14 protein-coding genes are annotated in these 20794 nt (G+C 28.7%); all 14 read left to right on the top strand.

Going from position 1 to position 20794, the window contains the following annotated elements:
- Positions 1 to 8 precede the first annotated feature (8 nt).
- The 14 genes from pssD to F3K33_RS24050 all read left to right on the top strand — a co-directional run bounded on the left by pssD (position 9) and on the right by F3K33_RS24050 (position 20646).
- Positions 9 to 458, top strand: a complete 450-nt coding sequence (gene pssD, locus F3K33_RS24115; protein ID WP_017212082.1) for a PssD/Cps14F family polysaccharide biosynthesis glycosyltransferase — start codon at positions 9 to 11, stop codon at positions 456 to 458.
- The gene (gene pssE / locus F3K33_RS24110) at positions 455 to 943 is read left to right on the top strand and encodes a PssE/Cps14G family polysaccharide biosynthesis glycosyltransferase (RefSeq protein ID WP_017212083.1); all 489 of its coding nucleotides are present in this window, start codon (positions 455 to 457) and stop codon (positions 941 to 943) included. The genes pssD and pssE overlap by 4 nt, the downstream gene beginning before the upstream one ends.
- A 30-nt stretch (positions 944 to 973) precedes the next feature.
- A complete protein-coding gene (locus tag F3K33_RS24105) occupies positions 974 to 2062 on the top strand; it encodes a glycosyltransferase (protein WP_017212084.1) in 1089 nt (362 codons plus the stop codon).
- 225 nt (positions 2063 to 2287) lie between these two features.
- Entirely contained in the window at positions 2288 to 2845 is a 558-nt protein-coding gene (locus tag F3K33_RS24100; protein ID WP_242836921.1) for an acyltransferase, read from the top strand.
- Positions 2846 to 3373: 528 nt separating this feature from the next.
- Complete coding sequence (locus F3K33_RS24095; protein WP_242836922.1) at positions 3374 to 4375, top strand: O-antigen ligase family protein; 1002 nt, start codon at positions 3374 to 3376, stop codon at positions 4373 to 4375.
- A 134-nt stretch (positions 4376 to 4509) separates the two neighbouring features.
- Positions 4510 to 5670, top strand: a complete 1161-nt coding sequence (locus F3K33_RS24090) for a glycosyltransferase family 1 protein (protein ID WP_017212087.1) — start codon at positions 4510 to 4512, stop codon at positions 5668 to 5670.
- Between the two features lie 41 nt (positions 5671 to 5711).
- Positions 5712 to 6680, top strand: a complete 969-nt coding sequence (locus F3K33_RS24085; protein WP_017212088.1) for a glycosyltransferase family 2 protein — start codon at positions 5712 to 5714, stop codon at positions 6678 to 6680.
- Between the two features lie 231 nt (positions 6681 to 6911).
- On the top strand, positions 6912 to 8090 hold the full coding sequence (locus tag F3K33_RS24080; RefSeq protein ID WP_017212089.1) for a glycosyltransferase family 4 protein: 1179 nt from the start codon (positions 6912 to 6914) through the stop codon (positions 8088 to 8090).
- Positions 8091 to 8127: 37 nt separating this feature from the next.
- Complete coding sequence (locus F3K33_RS24075; RefSeq protein WP_017212090.1) at positions 8128 to 9558, top strand: lipopolysaccharide biosynthesis protein; 1431 nt, start codon at positions 8128 to 8130, stop codon at positions 9556 to 9558.
- A 363-nt stretch (positions 9559 to 9921) separates the two neighbouring features.
- Positions 9922 to 11889 (top strand): ABC transporter ATP-binding protein/permease, encoded by a 1968-nt coding sequence (locus F3K33_RS24070; RefSeq protein ID WP_017212091.1) that lies wholly within the window; start codon positions 9922 to 9924, stop codon positions 11887 to 11889.
- A gap of 1028 nt (positions 11890 to 12917) precedes the next feature.
- The gene (locus tag F3K33_RS24065; protein ID WP_017212092.1) at positions 12918 to 14672 is read left to right on the top strand and encodes an N-acetylmuramoyl-L-alanine amidase family protein; all 1755 of its coding nucleotides are present in this window, start codon (positions 12918 to 12920) and stop codon (positions 14670 to 14672) included.
- 433 nt (positions 14673 to 15105) lie between these two features.
- The gene (locus F3K33_RS24060) at positions 15106 to 16527 is read left to right on the top strand and encodes a cadherin-like beta sandwich domain-containing protein (protein ID WP_039770696.1); all 1422 of its coding nucleotides are present in this window, start codon (positions 15106 to 15108) and stop codon (positions 16525 to 16527) included.
- A 323-nt stretch (positions 16528 to 16850) separates the two neighbouring features.
- Complete coding sequence (locus F3K33_RS24055; protein WP_039770697.1) at positions 16851 to 19082, top strand: cadherin-like beta sandwich domain-containing protein; 2232 nt, start codon at positions 16851 to 16853, stop codon at positions 19080 to 19082.
- A 256-nt stretch (positions 19083 to 19338) separates the two neighbouring features.
- Positions 19339 to 20646, top strand: a complete 1308-nt coding sequence (locus F3K33_RS24050; protein WP_039770699.1) for a methyl-accepting chemotaxis protein — start codon at positions 19339 to 19341, stop codon at positions 20644 to 20646.
- Positions 20647 to 20794: the final 148 nt, after the last annotated feature.

The raw sequence follows: 20794 nt of genomic DNA, 5'->3' as shown, positions 1-20794 counted from the left end.
AGAATATTATGAAGGTATGTTTTATAACATCAAGTGGTGGTCACTTAACTCATTTAATCCAATTAAAAGAGTGGTGGAAAGATAAGGAGAGATTCTGGGTAACCTTTGAAAAGGAAGATTCTAAATCAATACTTAAAGATGAAAAAAAATATTGGTGCTATTTTCCTACAAATAGAAATATAAAAAATTTAGTTAAAAATACATTCTTATCAATAAAGATATTATTTAAAGAAAAACCAGATTTGATTGTCAGCACTGGTGCAGCACCTGCAATTCCATTTTTCTATATTGGAAAATTATTTGGTGCAAAAGTTGTTTATATTGAAGTGTATGATAGGATAGAAAAACCAACTATAACGGGGAAGGTAGTTTATCCTATAAGCGATTTATTTATATTGCAATGGGAAGAACAAAAGAAGTTTTACCCAAGAGGACAAGTATTGGAGGGATTATTTTGATATTTGTAACAGTAGGAACACATGAACAAGGCATGGAAAGATTATTTATCCAATTGGATAAATTAATTGAAAGTGGAAATATTAAAGAAGAAGTATTTGCTCAAATTGGGTACTGTAATTATGAGCCTAAAAATTATGAATACAAGAAAATGATTGGATATGATGAAATGGATGAATATGTGAGAAAAAGTGATATAATCATAACTCACGGAGGACCAGGAAGTATATTTCATCCTCTCCAATATAATAAGGTTCCAATTGTAGTGCCAAGAGATCCAGAGTTTGATGAACATGTTGATGATCATCAAATACTTTTTACCAAAAGATTAGATAAAAATTCAAAGATCATTGGAGTATATGATATAGAAGATTTATGTAGCGTAATAAGTAATTATAAAGAATTATCGGCAAAATGTAATACATATAGTTCTAATAAAAATGACTTCATTAGAAAGTTTGATAATGTAATCGGCCAGATAATGTAGACCAGCATTCATAAATAAAGGAGATTATTGATGAATATATTATATCTTAACAGAGGTATGGGTCTTGGAGGAGTTGAGAAATGTATTATTCAACTATGTAAATTATTCAATAGTAGTAATAAAGTTATAGTTGCAAGTATGGGTGGTGAATTAACTAAGGATTTAGAAAAGATGGGAGTTAAACACTACAATATTTTAAATACAGATTCCAAGAATCCTGATGTTATATTAAATAACTTAATAGCTATATATAAGATAGTGAAAAAAGAAAATATAGATATAATTCATAGTCATCATAGAATGACAACATTATTAGCTAAATTAATATCGAAAATTACTAAAGTTAAAGTAATACATACTCAACATTTATGTATAGAAGATAAGTTTAAGTTAACGAATGTATCTTTAAAAGGTATTAAAACAATAACTGTAAGTGAAGCAGCTAAAAGAATTTTAATTGAAAAGGCTGGTTTAGAAGAAAGGAATATAAAAACTATATATAACACTGTAGAAACTGAGCATGATAGTAAAGAAGTTGATGATAAGCTTTTAGAGCTAAAGAAAAAAGGATACTTTATAGCAGCTCAAGTAAGTAGAATAGTAGATTATAAAGGAGTTTATGATTTTATTTCTATAGCAAAAAGTACTGCATTAGAAAATGAAAAAATAAAGTTTGTATTAATAGGCGATGGACCAGAATTAAGCAATATTAAAGAACTTATAAGGAAAGAGAAATTAGAAGATTATATTTATCCGCTGGGAGCTAAGGATAACATTATAGAATACCTAAAATATATAGATGTATTATTACTATGTTCCTATATAGAAGGTTTACCTCTAACTCCGCTAGAAGCATTTTCACAAGGAATTCCAGTTGTAGCTACCAATATAGATGGAACAAATGAAGAAATAGAAAATGGATATAATGGATATTTAGTAGAGGCTAAAGATATTGAAGGCTTTAAAGAAAAAATAGTTGAATTATATGAAGATGAAGAAAAATATTCTTATATGAAGGGGAATTGCTTTGAAATTTTCAATAATAAATTCAATAAAGAGATATATTTTAAATTGCATCTTAAAAAATATAAAGAAATTTTAAGCAATGAAAGAAAATAATGAGTCCAAAATGTCATGATTATTTTTCATTATGTGAGGAAGCAGATTGGGATCATAGCGAGTCTATTAGTAAAATCTGCTGGTAAGAAGAGAACCAAAATCTATGATTTGGTGTGAATCGCTTACTCATGGAGCGTAACAAGTCGAGTTCCCTCTATAATGGAAAACAGGATTGGTAGATGGATTTGTTATTTTTTTGATTATAATTTAAGTTAGGTGAGATAAATGATGATTGGAAAAGGCATTAAGTATTTAAGATCATTAATGAGAATTATTGTATTAAAAATAAGATATAGTAATAGAATTGAGTTTAAAATTAAGAATTTAAAATCACTTTATATAGGTAAAGGTGTAAAAATAAGAATAAGTAAAGGAAATGTATTATCTCTTGGCAATAATGTTTATATCGAAGATTATTGCAGCTTCGAATGTATAAATGGAAGTATTTATGTTGGAGAGAATACATTTTTTAATACTAATAATAAAGTAGTATCTTTAGAAAAAATAAGTATCGGATCAGATTGTTTATTTGGACCTAATATAGGGATTTTTGATCATGATCATCGCTATGATATTAGCGATAAGCCAATAATATCTCAAGGCTATAATACTAAAGAAATAAATATAGGTAATAATATTTGGATTGGGTGTAATTCTACTATTACACGTGGAGTAAATATATGCGACAAAGTTGTTGTTGCTGCAAATTCAGTTGTAACTAAAAACATTGTTAATAAAGGGATTTACGGTGGGGTTCCCGCTAAACTTATTAAAGAACTGTAATGACAGTCAAATTCTTCTCTATTAGATGATATATATCGTCTCTTTAATCTGTTATTTTCTTTATATTTATCCAAAGATGAATATATAATTTCAACTTTGGGGTAATCTATATATAGAACTTTAAATTCAGTCATATAAAAAAATAACAAGTCCAAAATGCTATGATTATTTTCATTAGGCAAGGAAGCAGATTGGTCTCATAGCGGGCTATTAGGTAATCTGCTAACATAGCATAATGGGAAATGGGCTTAGCAGATGGATTTGTTATTTTTTTGATTATGCCTAAGAAGGGAGTAACAGATGCTTTTCGTTTTGAATGTATTATTTGATATTTTTATCTTTCAAAATTGTCTAATTGCGTATATTCCACAATTGGGGTATATTGATGAGCTATTCACATTTATGCTGATAATTCTATCAGTTTTTTATATATTTAATGGAAAAAATAAAATAAGCATGTATTCTAGTGAAGTTAAATCTATAATTTTATTTTTTTGTTTGCTACTTGTAGGAGTAGCAGGAAACGTAATGCATAAAATTCAACCAGAGAAGATTGCCATATATAAAGATATTTTAGCTATAAGTAAATTTGTAGTTTGTTACACATTTACGCTAATTGTATCAAATGATATAGATAAAGATTTATTGTTAGAAAAGGTAGCAAAAAGATCAAGAATTTATGTAAATGTAATATTTACTTTTTTGATTTTAAACATAATTCATGATATAGGAATGTCATCAGATATAAGATATGGAATAAGAAGTTATAAATTTCTATATCAGCATCCAACATATTTGGTTTCAGCTATTGTAATATTTTTATGTGTAATATTAAGTGATAATAGAAAAAAGTTTGATAATTTTATTATTTTTGAATCAATAGCTATATTGTTTTTTACATTAAGAAATAAAGCATTTGTATTCATATTAGGATATTTCTTTATGAAATTAGTTATGAAATATGCTAAATCTATAAAAATAAGATATATATTGATACTTGCTGTCATAGGAATCTTCTCGACATATAACAAAATAATGGAATATGCATCATATTATCTTACAGCTGCTCGGCCAGCGCTATTTATAGTAGGTTATAAACTAGCTTGTAAATATATACCTTTTGGAAGTGGTTTTGGAACCTTTGCATCAGAAATATCCGGAGATTATTATTCACCTATATATTATGAATATGGAATAAATTTAGTTAGTGGATTAGAGGAAACCGCTCATTCGTATATTGGTGATACTTTTTGGCCTTATGTATATGGTCAATTTGGCTTTTTGGGTTTAATTATATTTTTATGGATTATATTGAATATATTTAAATCAATACAGAAAAGATATCAGTATAACAGAGAAATTCAATCAGCGGCATTTTTGCTGCTATTATATATTTTAATAGCATCTACTGCAGAAGCTATATTTACGGATGTAACAGGCTGCTTTACTTTTGCTGTGATTGCTACGTATCTAGGAAACAACATTATAGACAGTGATTCGCAAGAATGTACTACTGCTAGTATAGAATAAGATAAAAATTAATTATCTATTTATAAGTTAAGAGTGATTTTATGAGAAGAATTTACTCATGAATCTTAGAAAACGAAATTTCATATATGTGAATGAGGATTATAGTGCCTGATATCAGATGAAGGAAGGTTGTTATGGAAAATAAAACGTTAAGAGTTCTCCAAGTTGTGGATTCATTAGGAGCTGGAGGAATTCAAGCCTTTATATTAAATATAAATAGAAATATGCATTTAGATAAAATTAAATTTGATTATGTAGTATATAAGAATAAAGAAGAAACTGAATTCTATGATGAAAGTGTTGAGAAAATGGGTGGAGAAATAATATGTCTAGAAAAAAATACTGGGATTAAAAGGCTGAAATCTTTTATGGATTTATATAGATTGCAAAAAGATAAAAAATATTCAGTAGTACATATACACGGGGATCGTGCAAAAAGCTTTTTTGAAGCAGTTGTTTTTAAGATATGTAAAACACCTACAATTATTATGCATTCACATAATGATAGAATAAGCAGAGATAAGAGGTTTTATCATTTACATTTAGGAATACAGAACATTATAAGAAGTCTTTGGAAATATGTAGTTGATTATGAATTTGCATGCTCAACTAATGCGGCACAATGGATGTTTTCCAAGGAAGATGTAAGAGATGAAAAAGCCAAGGTTATAAATAATGGTATTGATGAAAAAAAGTTTATTTATAATAAAAATGTAAGAGAAGAATATAGAAGAAAATTAAAGTTGGAAGACAAATTTGTATTAACTCATGTGGGACGCTTTAGCTATCAAAAAAACCATGATTTCTTAATAGATATTTTTAATTCTGTGAATAAGCAATATAGTAATTCAGTGCTATTGCTAATTGGAGAGGGAGAATTAAAAGAAAAGATTCAGGATAAGGTTAGATCACTGAATTTAGAGGATAAAGTAATATTTTATGGACTTTGTAATGAAATTCATAACATTCTACAAGCGTCTGATATATTTGTTTTCCCATCTCATTATGAGGGGCTTCCAGTGGTTGGAATAGAAGTTCAAGCCGCAGCTTTGATGGCTGTAGCTTCTGATGCTATAAGCAATGAAATAAAAATAACTCATTATTGGAAATCTCTTTCTTTAGATAGTCCACCAGAGGAATGGGCAAAGATAATTCTGAAATATAAAGATGGATATAGTAGAAAGGATACCTCTGAAGATATTATAAAATCAGGTTTTAGTGCTATGGCAATATCAAGAAACTTGGAAAACTTATATATGAATGTTGATAATAATCAAAAAAGTGGTAATAAATAATTTAGTATAGAATATCTTAGCGGTTCAAGGAGAACAAATATATGATAAGTGTTATTATTCCAGTTTATAATGTTGAAGAGTATATTAAAGAATGTTTAGATAGTCTTTTAATGCAGACGTATAAAGATTTGCAAATATTGATTGTTGATGATGGATCAACGGATAAAACTATGGATATAGTTAAAGATTATGAAGATAAATTTGAAGATTTCACTATATTGTATCAAAAAAATCAAGGTGTATCTGTTGCTAGAAACACAGCATTTGATTGTATAAAAGGTGAATATACTATATATATTGATCCAGATGATTTTTTAGAATCAGATATGCTTGAGAATATGTACAATAGAGCAGAAAAAGTTAATGTGGATATAGTAATAAGTGAATATTACGTATATTATGATGAAAAAGATAGCAGAAACTATATTGAGAAATATAGAGTAGATCCAAGAAAAATATATAACAATTATGAGGTTATGAATCTTATGCTGAATTATGAATTGCAAGGTCAATTATGGAATAAGTTTTTTAGAACTGAATTATTGAAACAGATTAAGTTTAAGTTTGAACCTCATAGATATATTCAGGATGCATTTCCAGTTTTTAAAGCAATACATTCTAGCAAGGGAATAGCTTTCATAGATAAACCATTGTATTACTATAGACAAAGAGCAACATCAACAGTTCATAAGAAAAATGCTAAGCTCGCAGAAGATTACTATTTTGCTATGAGTAGTATTATAAATTATATAGAAGATAAAAATATAAAAGTAGATAAGAAAAGCTTAAACATTTTTAGAGTCAAAGTTCTATCTCATTTTATAGCTCACTACACTAATGCACATGAGGGGAATAATCTAAAAAGTTTTAAGAAAAGTAAGTATGATGAATTAAGTGTGAAAAATAAAGATTTTTTATTTTTAAAGGAAATATCTAAAGACGATAAATTAAAGTTATTTTTATGGAATTGTGGTTTATACCCAGTTCTGAAGAAAATAAAAAATAGATGATAGATGATAGATTTAAGGTAGAGTGGCTTTGTTAAGAAAATATTAGTATGTACTCAAGCACAATAAAAAAAATAATAGACTAGTATGTTTGCTTATTTCGCAGTATACTTCGTCAGCAAATTTAGTTAATAGGCATTGTTATGAAATGAATTTACTTCCTTGTCTGAAACGAAATATTCAGCGCATCTTTGGTTCATTATTTTCTTTCATGTGCCTTTATAAGGAGAAACTATGAAAATATGTTTTATAACTACCACAATTTTTAATTTGGGAGGAGTTCAAAGAGTAGTATCTGTTTTAGCTAGTGAATTAAGTAAAAATAATAAAGTAGATGTAATTTGTACAGATAGAACTTTTAAAGTTAATAGAGAAATGTATAATTTGAATTCTAATGTAAGTATAAAGTTTAATTCGGGGCTGTTACATAAGAAGTTTACTAACAAAGTTATCTGTAAGATTTCTAGAGAGGTGAATTCTATAACTGGAATTTTAAACAATTCTGTTATGAGTGATTTATTGCTTTATGGATATTGTCCTAATGAAGTTCAAGATAGGTTTATAAATTATCTAAATACAAGAAATTATGATGTTATCATAGGTATAGAAGGTTATTATAGTATAGTTCTTGGAAAAATAAGTGATAAGTTAAATGGTAAGACTATAGGATGGATGCATAATTCTTATGATGCGTATTTAAATAATAAGGGCAAATATTATTGGAAGCAAGACGAGTTGTTTAAAAGATATATACCAAAATTAAATTGTAATGTAGTTTTAACTTATGATGACAAGATTAAATATAAAGAAAAGTTAGGAATAGATTGCAAGGTGATTTATAACCCTTTAAGTTTTGAATGTAATAAAAAATCTTCGTGCGATAAGAAAAGTATAATTTTTGTTGGAAGATTGCTAGAGCAGCAAAAGGGATTAGATCTTCTTATTAAAATTTTTAATATAATTCACAAAAAGAAAAGTGATTGGATTTTAAAAATAGTTGGAGAAGGTCCTGATAGAGAAAGTCTGATAAATCATATTGAAAAGTATAATCTAAAAAATAATGTAATATTGCTTGGTCAATGTGATAATGTTAAAGATCATTATTTGGAATCTTCAATTTTTGTTTCAACTTCAAGATGGGAAGGCTTTGGATTAGCTATCACAGAAGCAATGGAATGCGGATTGCCAGTAGTGGCTTTTGATAATTCTGGTCCTAAAGAAATAATAAGCAAGCCTAACATAAATGGAGTTTTAGTTGGGGATTATAATATTAACAAATTCGCTGATGAGATTATATCGTTAATAGAAAATGATGAGAAAAGAACAAGTATGTCATTAGAATCTGTAAAAAGAGCTAAAGATTTTAAGATAGATAATATTATTAAACAGTGGATTCAAATTATAGAAAAATAATAGATGCATGATGTAAGTATTTATAACCGGAGGAATAATGAGAGAGTATTCAAATTTAAAAAGTGGAATAATGATTACGTTCATATCTAAATATAGTAATATATTTGCACAGTTAATTATAAATTCAGTGTTAGCTAGGTTATTGATGCCAGCAGATTTTGGCATAATTGCAGTAATAACTGTATTTATATCATTTTTCAATATGCTTGGTGATATGGGGATAGGACCTGCTATAATACAAAATAAGTCTTTAGATGAAAAAGAAGTTTCAGATATATTTAAGTTTTCAGTAATTGGATCTATAGTTATAGCAATTGGATTTTACTTTTTTTCTTATTTTATAGCTTATTTTTATAATGATAAGATATATATAAGACTAGGAGGATTATTATCTTTTTCTGTGTTATTTTCTATATGTAATATAGTACCAAATGCTATATTATATAAAGCTCAAAAATTTAAACAAGTAGGAATAATAAATATAATTGTAAATGTAATAGTTGGTATTTTTACAATATCTCTTGCCTTTAAAGGATTCTCTTATTATTCATTGGTTTTCGATTCAATATTAAAAAGTTTATTTATTTTTATATTATGTTTTAGAATATGTAAATTGAAAATAAATAAAGGTTATTCATATAGTTCAATAAAAAAGATACAAAATTATTCAAGCTTTCAATTCTTATTTAATTTTATAAATTATTTCACCAGGAATCTAGATAACATATTAATTGGTAAGTTCTTAGGTGCATCAACTTTAGGGTATTATGATAAATCCTATAAACTTATGCTTTATCCAGTACAAAATTTAACAAATGTAATAACACCCGTATTACATCCAGTATTATCTGAATATCAAAATCAAAAGGACGTAATTTATGAAACATATATAAAAGTTATAAAAGTTCTTGCTTATTTAGGAATTTTTATAACCGTATATTGCTTCTTTTCTGCAAATGAAATAATACGCATAATGTATGGTCCTAATTGGGACGCATCAATACCAATATTTAAAATATTATCAATAACAATTGTGATACAAATGGTATTATCAAGTATTGGATCAATATTTCAAGCTACTGGGTATGTTAATAAATTATTTTCTACAGGAGTAGTATCAGCAATATTCACTGTAAGTGCAATAGTTACAGGGATAATGAATAGAAGTTTAATTATATTATCGTTAGGATTAGTTATAGCATTTATATTAAACTTTATCCAATGTTTCTATGTACTTATAACGCATGTATTTGAAAAAAGCTTTATTTCATTTTTATTACAATTAAAAAACATTCTTATTATCGGTGTATTAATGGTTGGAGGATATATATTAATAAGCAAAATAGTAATAAACAATATGTTAGTAAGTGCAATATTTAAATTTATTATTGGAACTATAACTTACGCTATAGGATTATACATAACAAAAGAATATAGACTATTGAAAAAGATAATTTTGAGAAAATAGAATTTAAATTATTGTTTATCCATAGATAACTCAATTAAGAATTAGACCTATTACATGAACATATTTACAAAGTTGCTAAAACTTTAAGTTTGTATCTTCACTAGAAATTATAAATATATTTGTGGAGAAAACATTTGAAAATGAGCTGTTAAAGGTTCTTAGCTGTAGGTTGTTCCATTTTAGCTTGTCAAACTGAAAGTTGGAGCATGCTAAAGTGGATACAACCTGCTGCTTAGAACCTTCAGCGATATTTTCATAGCTTTTCGGAATCAAAATATTTATGATTTCGGCGAAGTATACGCATAAGTTCAGGTCTTAGTTTGGTTATATATAGTTATAAAATCAACAAGGAGTATACGAAAAATGGCTTTATTAGAGTTGAGAAATATTAATAAGTATTATAGATTAAAAGATAATGACAAATTTCATGTATTGAATGATATTAATCTATCTTTTAATGCTGGAGAGTTAGTTTCTATTATAGGAGAGTCAGGTAGTGGTAAGTCTACACTAATGAATTTAATTGGTGGATTAGATTCTGATTTTTCAGGAGAATTACTTGTAAATGAAAAAGATATTAAAAAGTTAAGAAGAAAAGAGCTTGATAAATATAGAAAAAATGAAGTTGGATTTATTTTTCAAAGTTTTAATTTAATTGGTCATCTATCTGTTTTAGATAATGTTACGATTGCAATGACACTATCTAATGTTAGAAAAAAAGAACGATTGAAACGTGCAAAAGAAATATTAAGAGATTTAGGTTTAGAGAATCATATAAATAAGAAACCAAGTCAATTATCAGGTGGTCAAAAACAAAGAGTTGCAATAGCTAGAGCTTTAATAAATAATCCTAAAATAATTATTGCTGATGAGCCTACGGGTAGTCTAGATTCAAAAACTACAATTCAAGTTTTAGAAATAATGAAGGATATTGCTAAAAAGGGAAAGCTAGTAATTATGGTTACTCATTCTGAAAGAGTAGCATCCGCTTCAAGTAGAATAATTAAAATATCAGATGGAGAAATAATTGATGATAACAAGGTCATAGAATTAGATAATGAAGTTAATATAGAAAAACAAGATAATATTAGAAAGCAAAAGCAAAATCTTAGTTTAATATCATCTGCAAAACTAGCACTTGTTAATATGAAAGAAAAACTTCCTCGTAATATACTTGTTTCTGTGGGAGGCAGTATAGGAATAATGAGCATAATTTTAATGCTGTCATTAGGCAATGGGGTGAAATCTTATTTTAATAAGACTATGAATAATTATGTAAATCCATTAGTAATAGAAGTTAATATGCCTAGTGAAGAAAATGAGGATATAAATTTAGATGTTACAACAGTCCAGAAACCGGATGTTAATTCTACTAAACCATTTGAAGAAAGCGATATTGATACATTATCAAAAATAGAAAATGTATCTTCTGTGGAAAGGGGTTATAGTATAATTTCTCTTGGGGCGAATTCGTTAGTATACAATAATAAAACTAATAATTTAATGAATGTTTCAACAATATCTTCAAATATAACGGCATCTAATGTTGAAACTGGAACATTACCTAAAGATGGGGAAGTATTAATTAATAAAGCATTAAGCGATAATTTGGGGAAAGATATTATCGGGCAAAAAGTGAATTTACGCATACTTGCAAATCAAAAGATTTTAAATAGGGATTTTATTGTAAGTGGTGTTTATACAACAACAAGTGGAGATTTAACTGCAAATATGAAATCTGCTTTTTTAAATTATGCTGATTTAGAAAAGTTATATTCAGATAACGGCTATAAATTGAAGCCTAATGTGGTTTATGTTAACACAACAAATAGCAAATATACCCCTCAAATTAAACAAAAGGTTAATGAACTTGGTTATTCACAGTCATCTCAGGAACAAATGGCATCTATGTTTAATCAAATGATAGATATATTAACATATGTACTATCAGGAATTGCAGCAATATCTTTAATTGTATCAGCGATTATGATAATAGTTGTTATGTACATAAGTGTTGTAGAAAGAACTAAAGAAATAGGAATAATAAAAGCAATTGGAGCCAGAGCAAAAGACATACGTAGAATTTTTGTTTCAGAAGCTTTTTTAATAGGATTTTTTAGCGGCGCAATAGGTTTAATAGGTGCATATTTTATCATGAGAGGAATAAATCTCATGTCAAATAAACTATTTGCAGTAAGTGTGGTTTTAATAAAAAGAGAATACGCAATACTTGGAGTTACCGTAAGTATTGTAATAAGTACATTAGCAGGTTTACTACCAGCAAATAAAGCTGCAAGGTTGGATCCAGTAGAATCATTAAGGAGGGAGTAAAGAAAATAAAAGTAAAATAGCCTCGAAGCTATTAGCAGTATTTATTAATAAGAAGGTAGCTGGATCATTTACTTTCTTATAGATGGTAATGAAATAAAGTGAAAAGTTTAGTTACATATATAGATATCAAAAATAAAGGGTTAACTTATTAGATAAGTATATTTACAAATTTTCTAAAACTTTAAGTTCATATATTTAATAGAAATTATAAATATAGGTTATGCACTTAGTACGGGGTAGGCGCATAACCTATATTTTTTATTGGCATGCCTAAAAGATAGTCTTTTCTGCTTTAAATAAGGTTTCTTCATCAATTGAGTATTGTATTTAGAAATTAGAATCATGATTTTATTGATGAAAGTATTTTTCTTAGATACTTTAAAGGATGTTTTATATAATGTCTTAATGAATTAGGATTCATGGACGCCTACAAGTATAAGATATTATAAAGTAGAAAACTATATGTCGAATTTTGCATTTCATTATAGCAAAGTGGAATTAATGAATTTATACTACATCAATTCCATGATTTTTCAGCTTATAATTTAAAATGATTCAGGAATTGTTAAGGAAATTCAATTATAATAGAAATACGGGTAAAGTTTTTAGCATCCTAAAGGAAAGCTTTAAAGTCAAGCTTTTGTAGCCTGTTTTCATATATAATGCTTATGTTAATATATTAATTACAATCAGGTAACGTATATATGAAGATAATTAATTGGAGATTGATATAATTGCGCTCAAATATTGGTATTTTATTAAGTAAATCTTATAGAAATCTGGTCCTTAATTTTACAGTTAAGTATGTAGATTTACAATAAAAGAATAAAATTCAGCAAGTACTAATATTTTATTAAAAAAATATCGACAAAAAGCTCCAAATAAATACAAAAAGACGTAGACAAGCATAAATAAAGTTGCTATAATAATATTCGTAAACCAAAATAATATTTTTTAACCAAGATATTATTTTTAAACTAATAAGTAATTAATAAACCAAAAAATGAAACTCTAGGAGGAATATACAAATGATAAAAAGAATGACTAAAGCAACATCGTTACTAGTAGCTGCAGCTGCTATTATTTCAATAGTACCTGCACATGCAGCTGACTACACAAAAATCGATTCACAAGAAGGTACTATCTATAATGCAGTGGCATATAAAGATGGTAAGTTTTATGTTGATGGAGAAGTTAATGATAAAGACGAAGCAGCTTATTATTTAGCAGATGGTAAATACAATAATTTATCAGATATTGATAGTGGAGCAGATACTGATATTTATGGATCTAAATATTTAGATGTACAAGATGGTGACTATTTTGTCGACTTAGACAATGGTTCAGTAACTGATGAATCTATAAAAGAAAATGCAGAAGATGATGCTGCATCAGCTTTAAGAAAAAATCTTAAAAAGGATAACGATAAAAGATATGTTTCAACCGAAGCTGAAACAATTCAAGACTTAGCTGGAGCAGAAATTGCAGGAAATAAGTTCTCAGCTCCTTGGTATAAATTCCAATACACAAAAGATAATGCAACAAACGGTACAAACACTAAATTAAATGTATATACTGATGCTCAAGGAAACTATATTGATGCTGATTATAACTTAGGATCAATTAAAGTAACTACAACTGCTGCATCTGGAACTACTAATAAAACAGCAACTATAAGTAATACAGATGATACATATGATGCTGCTGGTGAAACTGTAAAAGATCAATTATCAGCAAGCGTTGATAGTGATAATGCTAAAGTAATTGGGCAAGATGCTAATAACATCTATAGAATAGCAAAAGTTACTGTAACAGTTAAGAACGGATCTACAATAGCTAAAATAAATGGAATAGATGTTTCTGTTGATACAAAGACTTTTGATACAACAGTATCTGGAAGTGTAAGCTTCAGTGTTATTCAAAAAATATCAAAAGCACAAGCTTCTGGCAATGTTGATGGAGCTAAATATGCTAAGTCAGTAACAACTTATATAGTTTCTGATGAAGATGGAAAGAATGAAGCTTTCACTTATGACAACTATACTGTTGCTAATGGAAAATTAGTTGGTTATACTGCTAATGGTACAAATGTAAAAACTGCTACAGGAACATTAAGTTCAAAGAATGGTTACTATTATGTTGATTTAGGTGATGAAGCAAGTGAAGATGTACAAGTAAATGGTAGTAAGAGTGCTGTTGATACAGATGCTGATGGAAATCTTTGGAGATTAGATGCTGGATATATCTACGAGTGGAATAATGATGAAGATTGGACAAAAGTGTACAAAGTAGACGGTTCTTTTGATCAAATGTCAGTATATAACAAAGATAATATCGTAGCTTGGAGTAAAGAAGATGATGTTTACTCAGTAATCGGTGGAAAAGGTACAACTACACCAACAGATCCTACTCCAGTTGTAAATAAAGGATGGGTTAAGACTGATGCAGGTTGGACATTCTACAATACTGACGGAACTCAAGTAAAAGGACAATGGGTTAACGATGGTGGAGTTTGGTATTACATCAAAGCTGATGGAACTATGGCAACTGGTTGGATTCAAGATGGATCAACTTGGTACTATTTACAATCATCAGGAGCAATGAAAACTGGTTGGTTAAATGATAACGGAACTTGGTACTACTTACAATCATCAGGAGCAATGTCTACTGGTTGGTTAAATGATAATGGAACTTGGTATTTCTTAAATTCATCAGGAGCAATGTTAGCTAACACAACTGTTGATGGATATAAATTAGGAGCATCAGGAGCTTGGATTAAGTAATAAATTAAAATAAGTAGAGGTCCAAATTATAAATTTGGACTTACTACAACAGAATACTAAAGATAAAAATTTATTGTTGAATAATTTCTTTATTCAACATAAATATAAGGAAATTAAGACTGTTCATAATGATTTATTTAAATCGTTATGAGCAGTTTTTTTGTGGTATCATTAAATAGTATTTTTACTAAAGTGTTAAAATAAAATTAATATAAAATTAAGATTTAAGATTATTCATCCGCGTTTACAGTAAAGTATTATAATGGTAACATTATTATTAGAAGAAATATAAAAATAGAATTAATCATATTGGATTCACAGCTTATTAATATACATATAGAAGTGAGTATCTGTAGAATTTATACTCTATTTATATATTAAATATAGAGATTTAGTTTAGAAATATTAAGTGGTGACAAAGGGGGGGCAGAATATGAGTAAAATGGTCAGAAGGATAATTTTAACATTTTTTATTATTTATAGCGTTTCATTTTTACAGACAAGCTCTTTGAATTTGCTTATGACAAAGGTTTATGCAGAACAAGATAATCCTTCTTTAAAAGATATTTATTTAAGTGATGGAGGAAATCTCGATTTTTCAGAAGATAAATACTCATATGTCACAGATGTTGGTAATGATATTGATCAAGTATTAATTAAGGCTAAACCGTATGATTTGCTAGATACGGTTAAGGTTGATGGAGAGATAGTAACTAGAGATGATAGTTATAGAAAAGTCGTACCTTTAGTAAAAGGTAAAAATAAGATAGAAATAGAAGTCTTAGATAATAGGAGCGATGCAACATCTACCTATAATGTGTATATTTATAAGGGAGGAAAAGATGCTGTTTATCTAAAGGATATCAATATAAATGATAGTAATATTGGATTTGATAAAAACACCAATTTTTATAATATAGAGTTAGATGAAGGAACAGATATAATGGAACTTCAGGCAACTCCAGATGATGGAAACTATTCAATGACAGCCAATGGAAAGCAATTAAGCAATGATTCTATAAAGGTTAAGTTTAATGGTATAGGAAAATATACTATTAATCTAGGGGTTAAGGATGATGATACTCAAAGAATTGGGAATTATACTTTAAATATGTACTTAGGTATTCCAGTAACACCTAATGTTAAGGATACAATTAATGCAGTAATAAAGCCGAATCAATGGGTGATAGTAAATGGAAGATGGAGGTACAATGATACTGCGGGTAAATGTTTGAAGAATACTTGGTATTATGATAATAAATATAAAAGTTATTTTTATTTCAACAGTAGAGGAAATATGCAAACAGGTTGGATGGAAGATGACGATAAGTGGTACTATCTGGAGGCAAATGGAGAAATGCAAACTGGATGGTTATATTATAAAAATGAATGGTACTTTTTAGATAATAATGGTGTAATGAAAACTGGTTGGATTAAAGATAATGATAAGTGGTATTTCTTGAAAGACGATGGCACGATGGCAACAGGATGGATAACCAGTAATGGAACTTGGTATTTCATGGAGCGTAACGGTAGTATGAGAACAGGGTGGATATATTATGGAAAACAGTGGTATTATCTAGATCAATCGGGCGCCATGAATACTGGATGGGTAAATGAAAATAATCAATGGTATTTTCTAAATGCTGATGGCAGCATGAAAGCTGGAGAATGGGTATATTGGAAAAATAACTGGTATTATTTGAATTACGCGGGTAATATGAGGTGTGGATGGCTTTATAAAGATGACAAGTACTACTATTTTAATGAGGATGGTGCTATGAGGACTAGTCCTGTAGAAATCGATGGATATATATATAATTTTAATAATGATGGTTCCGTGAATTTTGGGTAATTACCATATCTAAATCTGACTTTTAATTATTTGAAAAAAGCAAGTTTTGTGTAACATTATAGTAGGAAATACAGAACATATTAGAATAAAAGTCAAAAAGGAACCAATATTTCCAAGGAAATTTGTATATTATAGAGGAAATAAGTACGAATAAAGGCAGGATATCTATGTTTATTTAGTTAAAGAAACTTTAGGAAAATTCGATAATAAATATAGTAATAGATTATATACTTTATGAACTTGAATATGCTGTTTCTGGTGTTTAAATACATTAGAAATGGATGATAATAAATTTCGTAAACATAAGATGGGAGGACATACTAATGAGTGCAAAAAAAATCAATCTTAATAAGATTACTTCTTATTTATTAATTTTTACTGTATTTTTTACACTTATGCAGACAGTAAATTTGCAGAAAGCTAGTGCAACTGATGAAACTCAAATAAAAGGTCTGCAATTTCACATAGGAGATGTGAACGGAAAAACTAAAAATATTGATGGAAACGAGAAAGATGGATATGTATGTGAGTTTCTTCCAATAGGTCAAAATTTCACTTTGGTAGCTGATTCTGGTTATTCTATTGTAAGTGTCCAAAGTAGCTCAAGTTTTATGAATGTTAAGCCAGTAGCAAACTCAAGTGGAGGAAATGATTATGTAGTAAATACAATAACTGATTATAGCGATTTTACACTTACGGTGGTTATGAAAGATAGCTCAGGAAAACAAGTTACCTATCCGATAAGAATGAAATTCGAAGCGGATTCTTCTCTTTCATTTCAAAGTTTAAGGGTTACATTAGATGGTAAGATAACTTATAATTTATTTTTTACACAAACAGATGCAAATGGAAACTATCATATTTCTGATATAAATTCTGATGTTAAAATGGCGAAAGTTCAGTTGTTTGACAATAATAATACGCCAATGAATTTTTCTACTAATGGCGGTAGTAGTGCTGCAGAGGCGACTGTAAACTTAACTGGTGGAGATAATGTTATAAGTATAGGTGTGACAACCCAAAATATCTCTAGACAATATAAGTTGATTATAACTAAAAAAGGAGAGGCAAAATTACAGTCATTAGTGCCGTCGGCAGGTACTTTATCTCCAGCATTCAATTCAAATACGTATGACTATACAGTTCAAGTACCAACTACTCAAACAACAATTGCATTTACACCAATAGCTGTAGATAATTCATCTACTATTAAAGTCAATGGTGTGACTGTAAAAAGTGGAAGTAAGAGCCAAAGCATAAAGCTAGATGAAGGAGAAAATGATGTTGAAGTTATCCTTACAACTAAGGATGGTGATACAAGTACATATAATATTAAAGTTACCCGTACAGCTTTATTTAGAAGTTCTCAGCTTACTGGGTTGACACTGACATCAGGAACTCTAACTCCTGCTTTTAATAAAGGAATATATGAATATTCAGGAACCGTCGATAATAGTGTTACATCAATAGGGGTTACTCCAACAGCAGAGGATGTTAATGCGACAATTACGGTTAATGGAAAGAAAGTACCTAGCGGCGCAACTTCACCTTATATAAGCTTGGATGAAGGTGGAAATACTATAAATGTAAAAGTTACAGATTCTAAAGGAAATAGCAATACATATGTATTAAATATTACAAGAAGATATCCAAAAGACAATGTGAATTTAGCGAGTCTTTCTGTAACAGACGGAACAATGTCACCAAAATTTGATCCTGAGACTTATCTATACAGTGTTAAAGTTGCTAGAAATATTGAAAAAGTAAGAGTTATGTATACTTCACAAAATGACAAAGCAAAGATTAAGATAAATGGTAAAGAGTATACTAATGGACAATCTGATTACATAAAACTTGATATAGGAGCAAATCTTGTAGTTGTTGAAGTAACTGCTGAAGATGGAAAAACAACGACTACTTATAAGTTAAGTGTAATTAGAGGAGATATAGAAGGAACTAACCAGTGGGTACTTGTTGGAGGAAATTGGACATTCTATAATGCAGCTGGTATGCAAATTAAAAATCAGTGGGTTAAGTATGACAATCAATGGTATTTCCTGGACATAAACGGGTATATGCAAACTGGATGGATACAGGATTCTGGTAATTGGTACTATTTAAATAAAGATGGTATTATGCAAACAGGTTGGTTTTATGACAAAGGATATTGGTATTACCTTGAAGCTAATGGAGCTATGAGGGTTAATACATGGGCTACTTACGATGGAAAATGGTATTACTTTAATAACTTTGGAGAAATGCAAACAGCTTGGGCACAATATAAGGGTAAATGGTACCTTATGGATGATCATGGGGTAATGCAAAAAGGTTGGGTGACCTATGATAGAAATAAGTACTACTTGAATGATGATGGTAGTATGAGGACAGGATGGTTATATAATGGAAAGTCATGGTACTATTTAGATGATAGTGGAATAATGATAACTGGATGGAAGAATATAAATGGAAAGAATTATTACTTCGATGCGGGTGGAGTTATGAAGACTGGAATGCTTTTCCTTGACGGGCAATGGATAAATTTGAATAATGCATAATTAAGAATAGAAGTGATATCTTATGATAGGATATCACTTTTATTTTTGTACAAAGGATAAGCTAAAATTTATATATATGTCCAAATAATGTTATAATTGTAGAGTTATGTTTGTATTAGTTGAATGTAGGAAAAAATAATGATATCATAAAATTGTGTAGGATAGTCAATCACCATCTATAAATATGAATACATTTATTAAAATATTTTATAAATGAATGCAATTAGATTGAAAGGTACATATAGGAGGAGACAAAATGAATAAAGAGAAAAAAAATGTATCACTAAAGGTTAAACTTCAAGTTTCGTATGTAATTATGTCTATTTTGGTATTTATATCAGGAATAGTGAATTTTAAGCAGCTTAGTGATATAAAAAATGGTATTGCTAATGGAGATACATTGGCAAGAGATATTACGACAACTGTAGTGGTATGTATCATAAGTATAATTGCAGCAATTTTTGCTGGGTTTTATATGCATAAAAATATAATTTCAAGACTAAATACTCTTCAGAAATTTGCTATGAAGTTGGCAAGCTATGATTTTTCAGAAGGTGTTGAAATAACTAAATATGATGAAATTGGAGCTACTGCAAGGGAACTGAATATTGCTCAGGAGAATGTAAAAAATCTTATTTCAACTATTTTAAATGAAGCTTGTAACATGAGTGGGTTAAGTCAGGAACTATCTGCGAATGTAGAAGAAGTATCAGCCAAGCTTGATGAAGTTGATAATTCATCCAAAAATATAAATGTTATAATGACGGAAACAAGTGCAACGGCAGAAGAGATTGCTGCTTCTATTGAAGAAGTTAATTCCAGTATGGAAAGTTTGGCAAATAAAGCAGCCGATGGAAGTACAAATGCTGAAAAGATTAAAAGAAGAGCTGAAAAGGTCAAGGAAGATAGTAAAATTGCTATTACAAATACAACACAAATAAGAGAACAAAAAGAAAAAGATATAATAAAGGCAATTGAAGATGCAAGAGTTGTTGAGGAAGTTAAAGTTATGGCTGGGGCTATAGCCGATATTGCCGAGCAAACTAATCTTTTGGCATTGAATGCAGCAATAGAAGCTGCTAGAGCAGGAGAATCAGGAAAAGGATTTGCAGTTGTTGCAGAAGAAATTAGAAAACTTGCAGAGGAATCTTCCCAAACTGTTTTTACAATTCAAGATACAATATCTAAGATACAGGATGCAGTTAAAAATCTTTCAGATAACAGTAATGATATACTTAACTTTATGTCGAGTGAAGTTGATAAGCAGTTGCAGGATTATGCTAAGATCGGAGAAAAGTATAGCAATGATGGAGACTTTGTAAGCTCAATGTCAGAGGAACTAGTATCAATGGCTCAAGAGGTTGAAGCTACAGTCGAGCAGATAAATGAAGCACTTCAAAGTACAGCTGCAGATGTTCAAAAATCTTCTGTGAATAGCGAGAAAATACAATCAGAAATAGAAACTAGTTCATCAGCTATATCGCAAGTAGCCAATGCAGCAACTCAGCAAGCTCAGATAGCAATGCATTTAACTGAATTAGTACAAAAATTTAAATTAAAATAACAAGAATAAATATTAATGGCCATCAAATTTAGAATGCATTTAGGTGTAAACTATTTTGATGGCTATTTATAAATAACATGAAAAATACTAATATTGCATAATTTGAATATGTTTTCAATTTGACTAAATAATTTACTTTAAATAGTTT

This window comes from Clostridium beijerinckii (assembly GCF_008705175.1).
In the GTDB taxonomy this organism is placed as follows: Bacteria; Bacillota; Clostridia; order Clostridiales; family Clostridiaceae; genus Clostridium; species Clostridium beijerinckii.
This window is presented reverse-complemented; position numbering and strand designations above follow the sequence as displayed.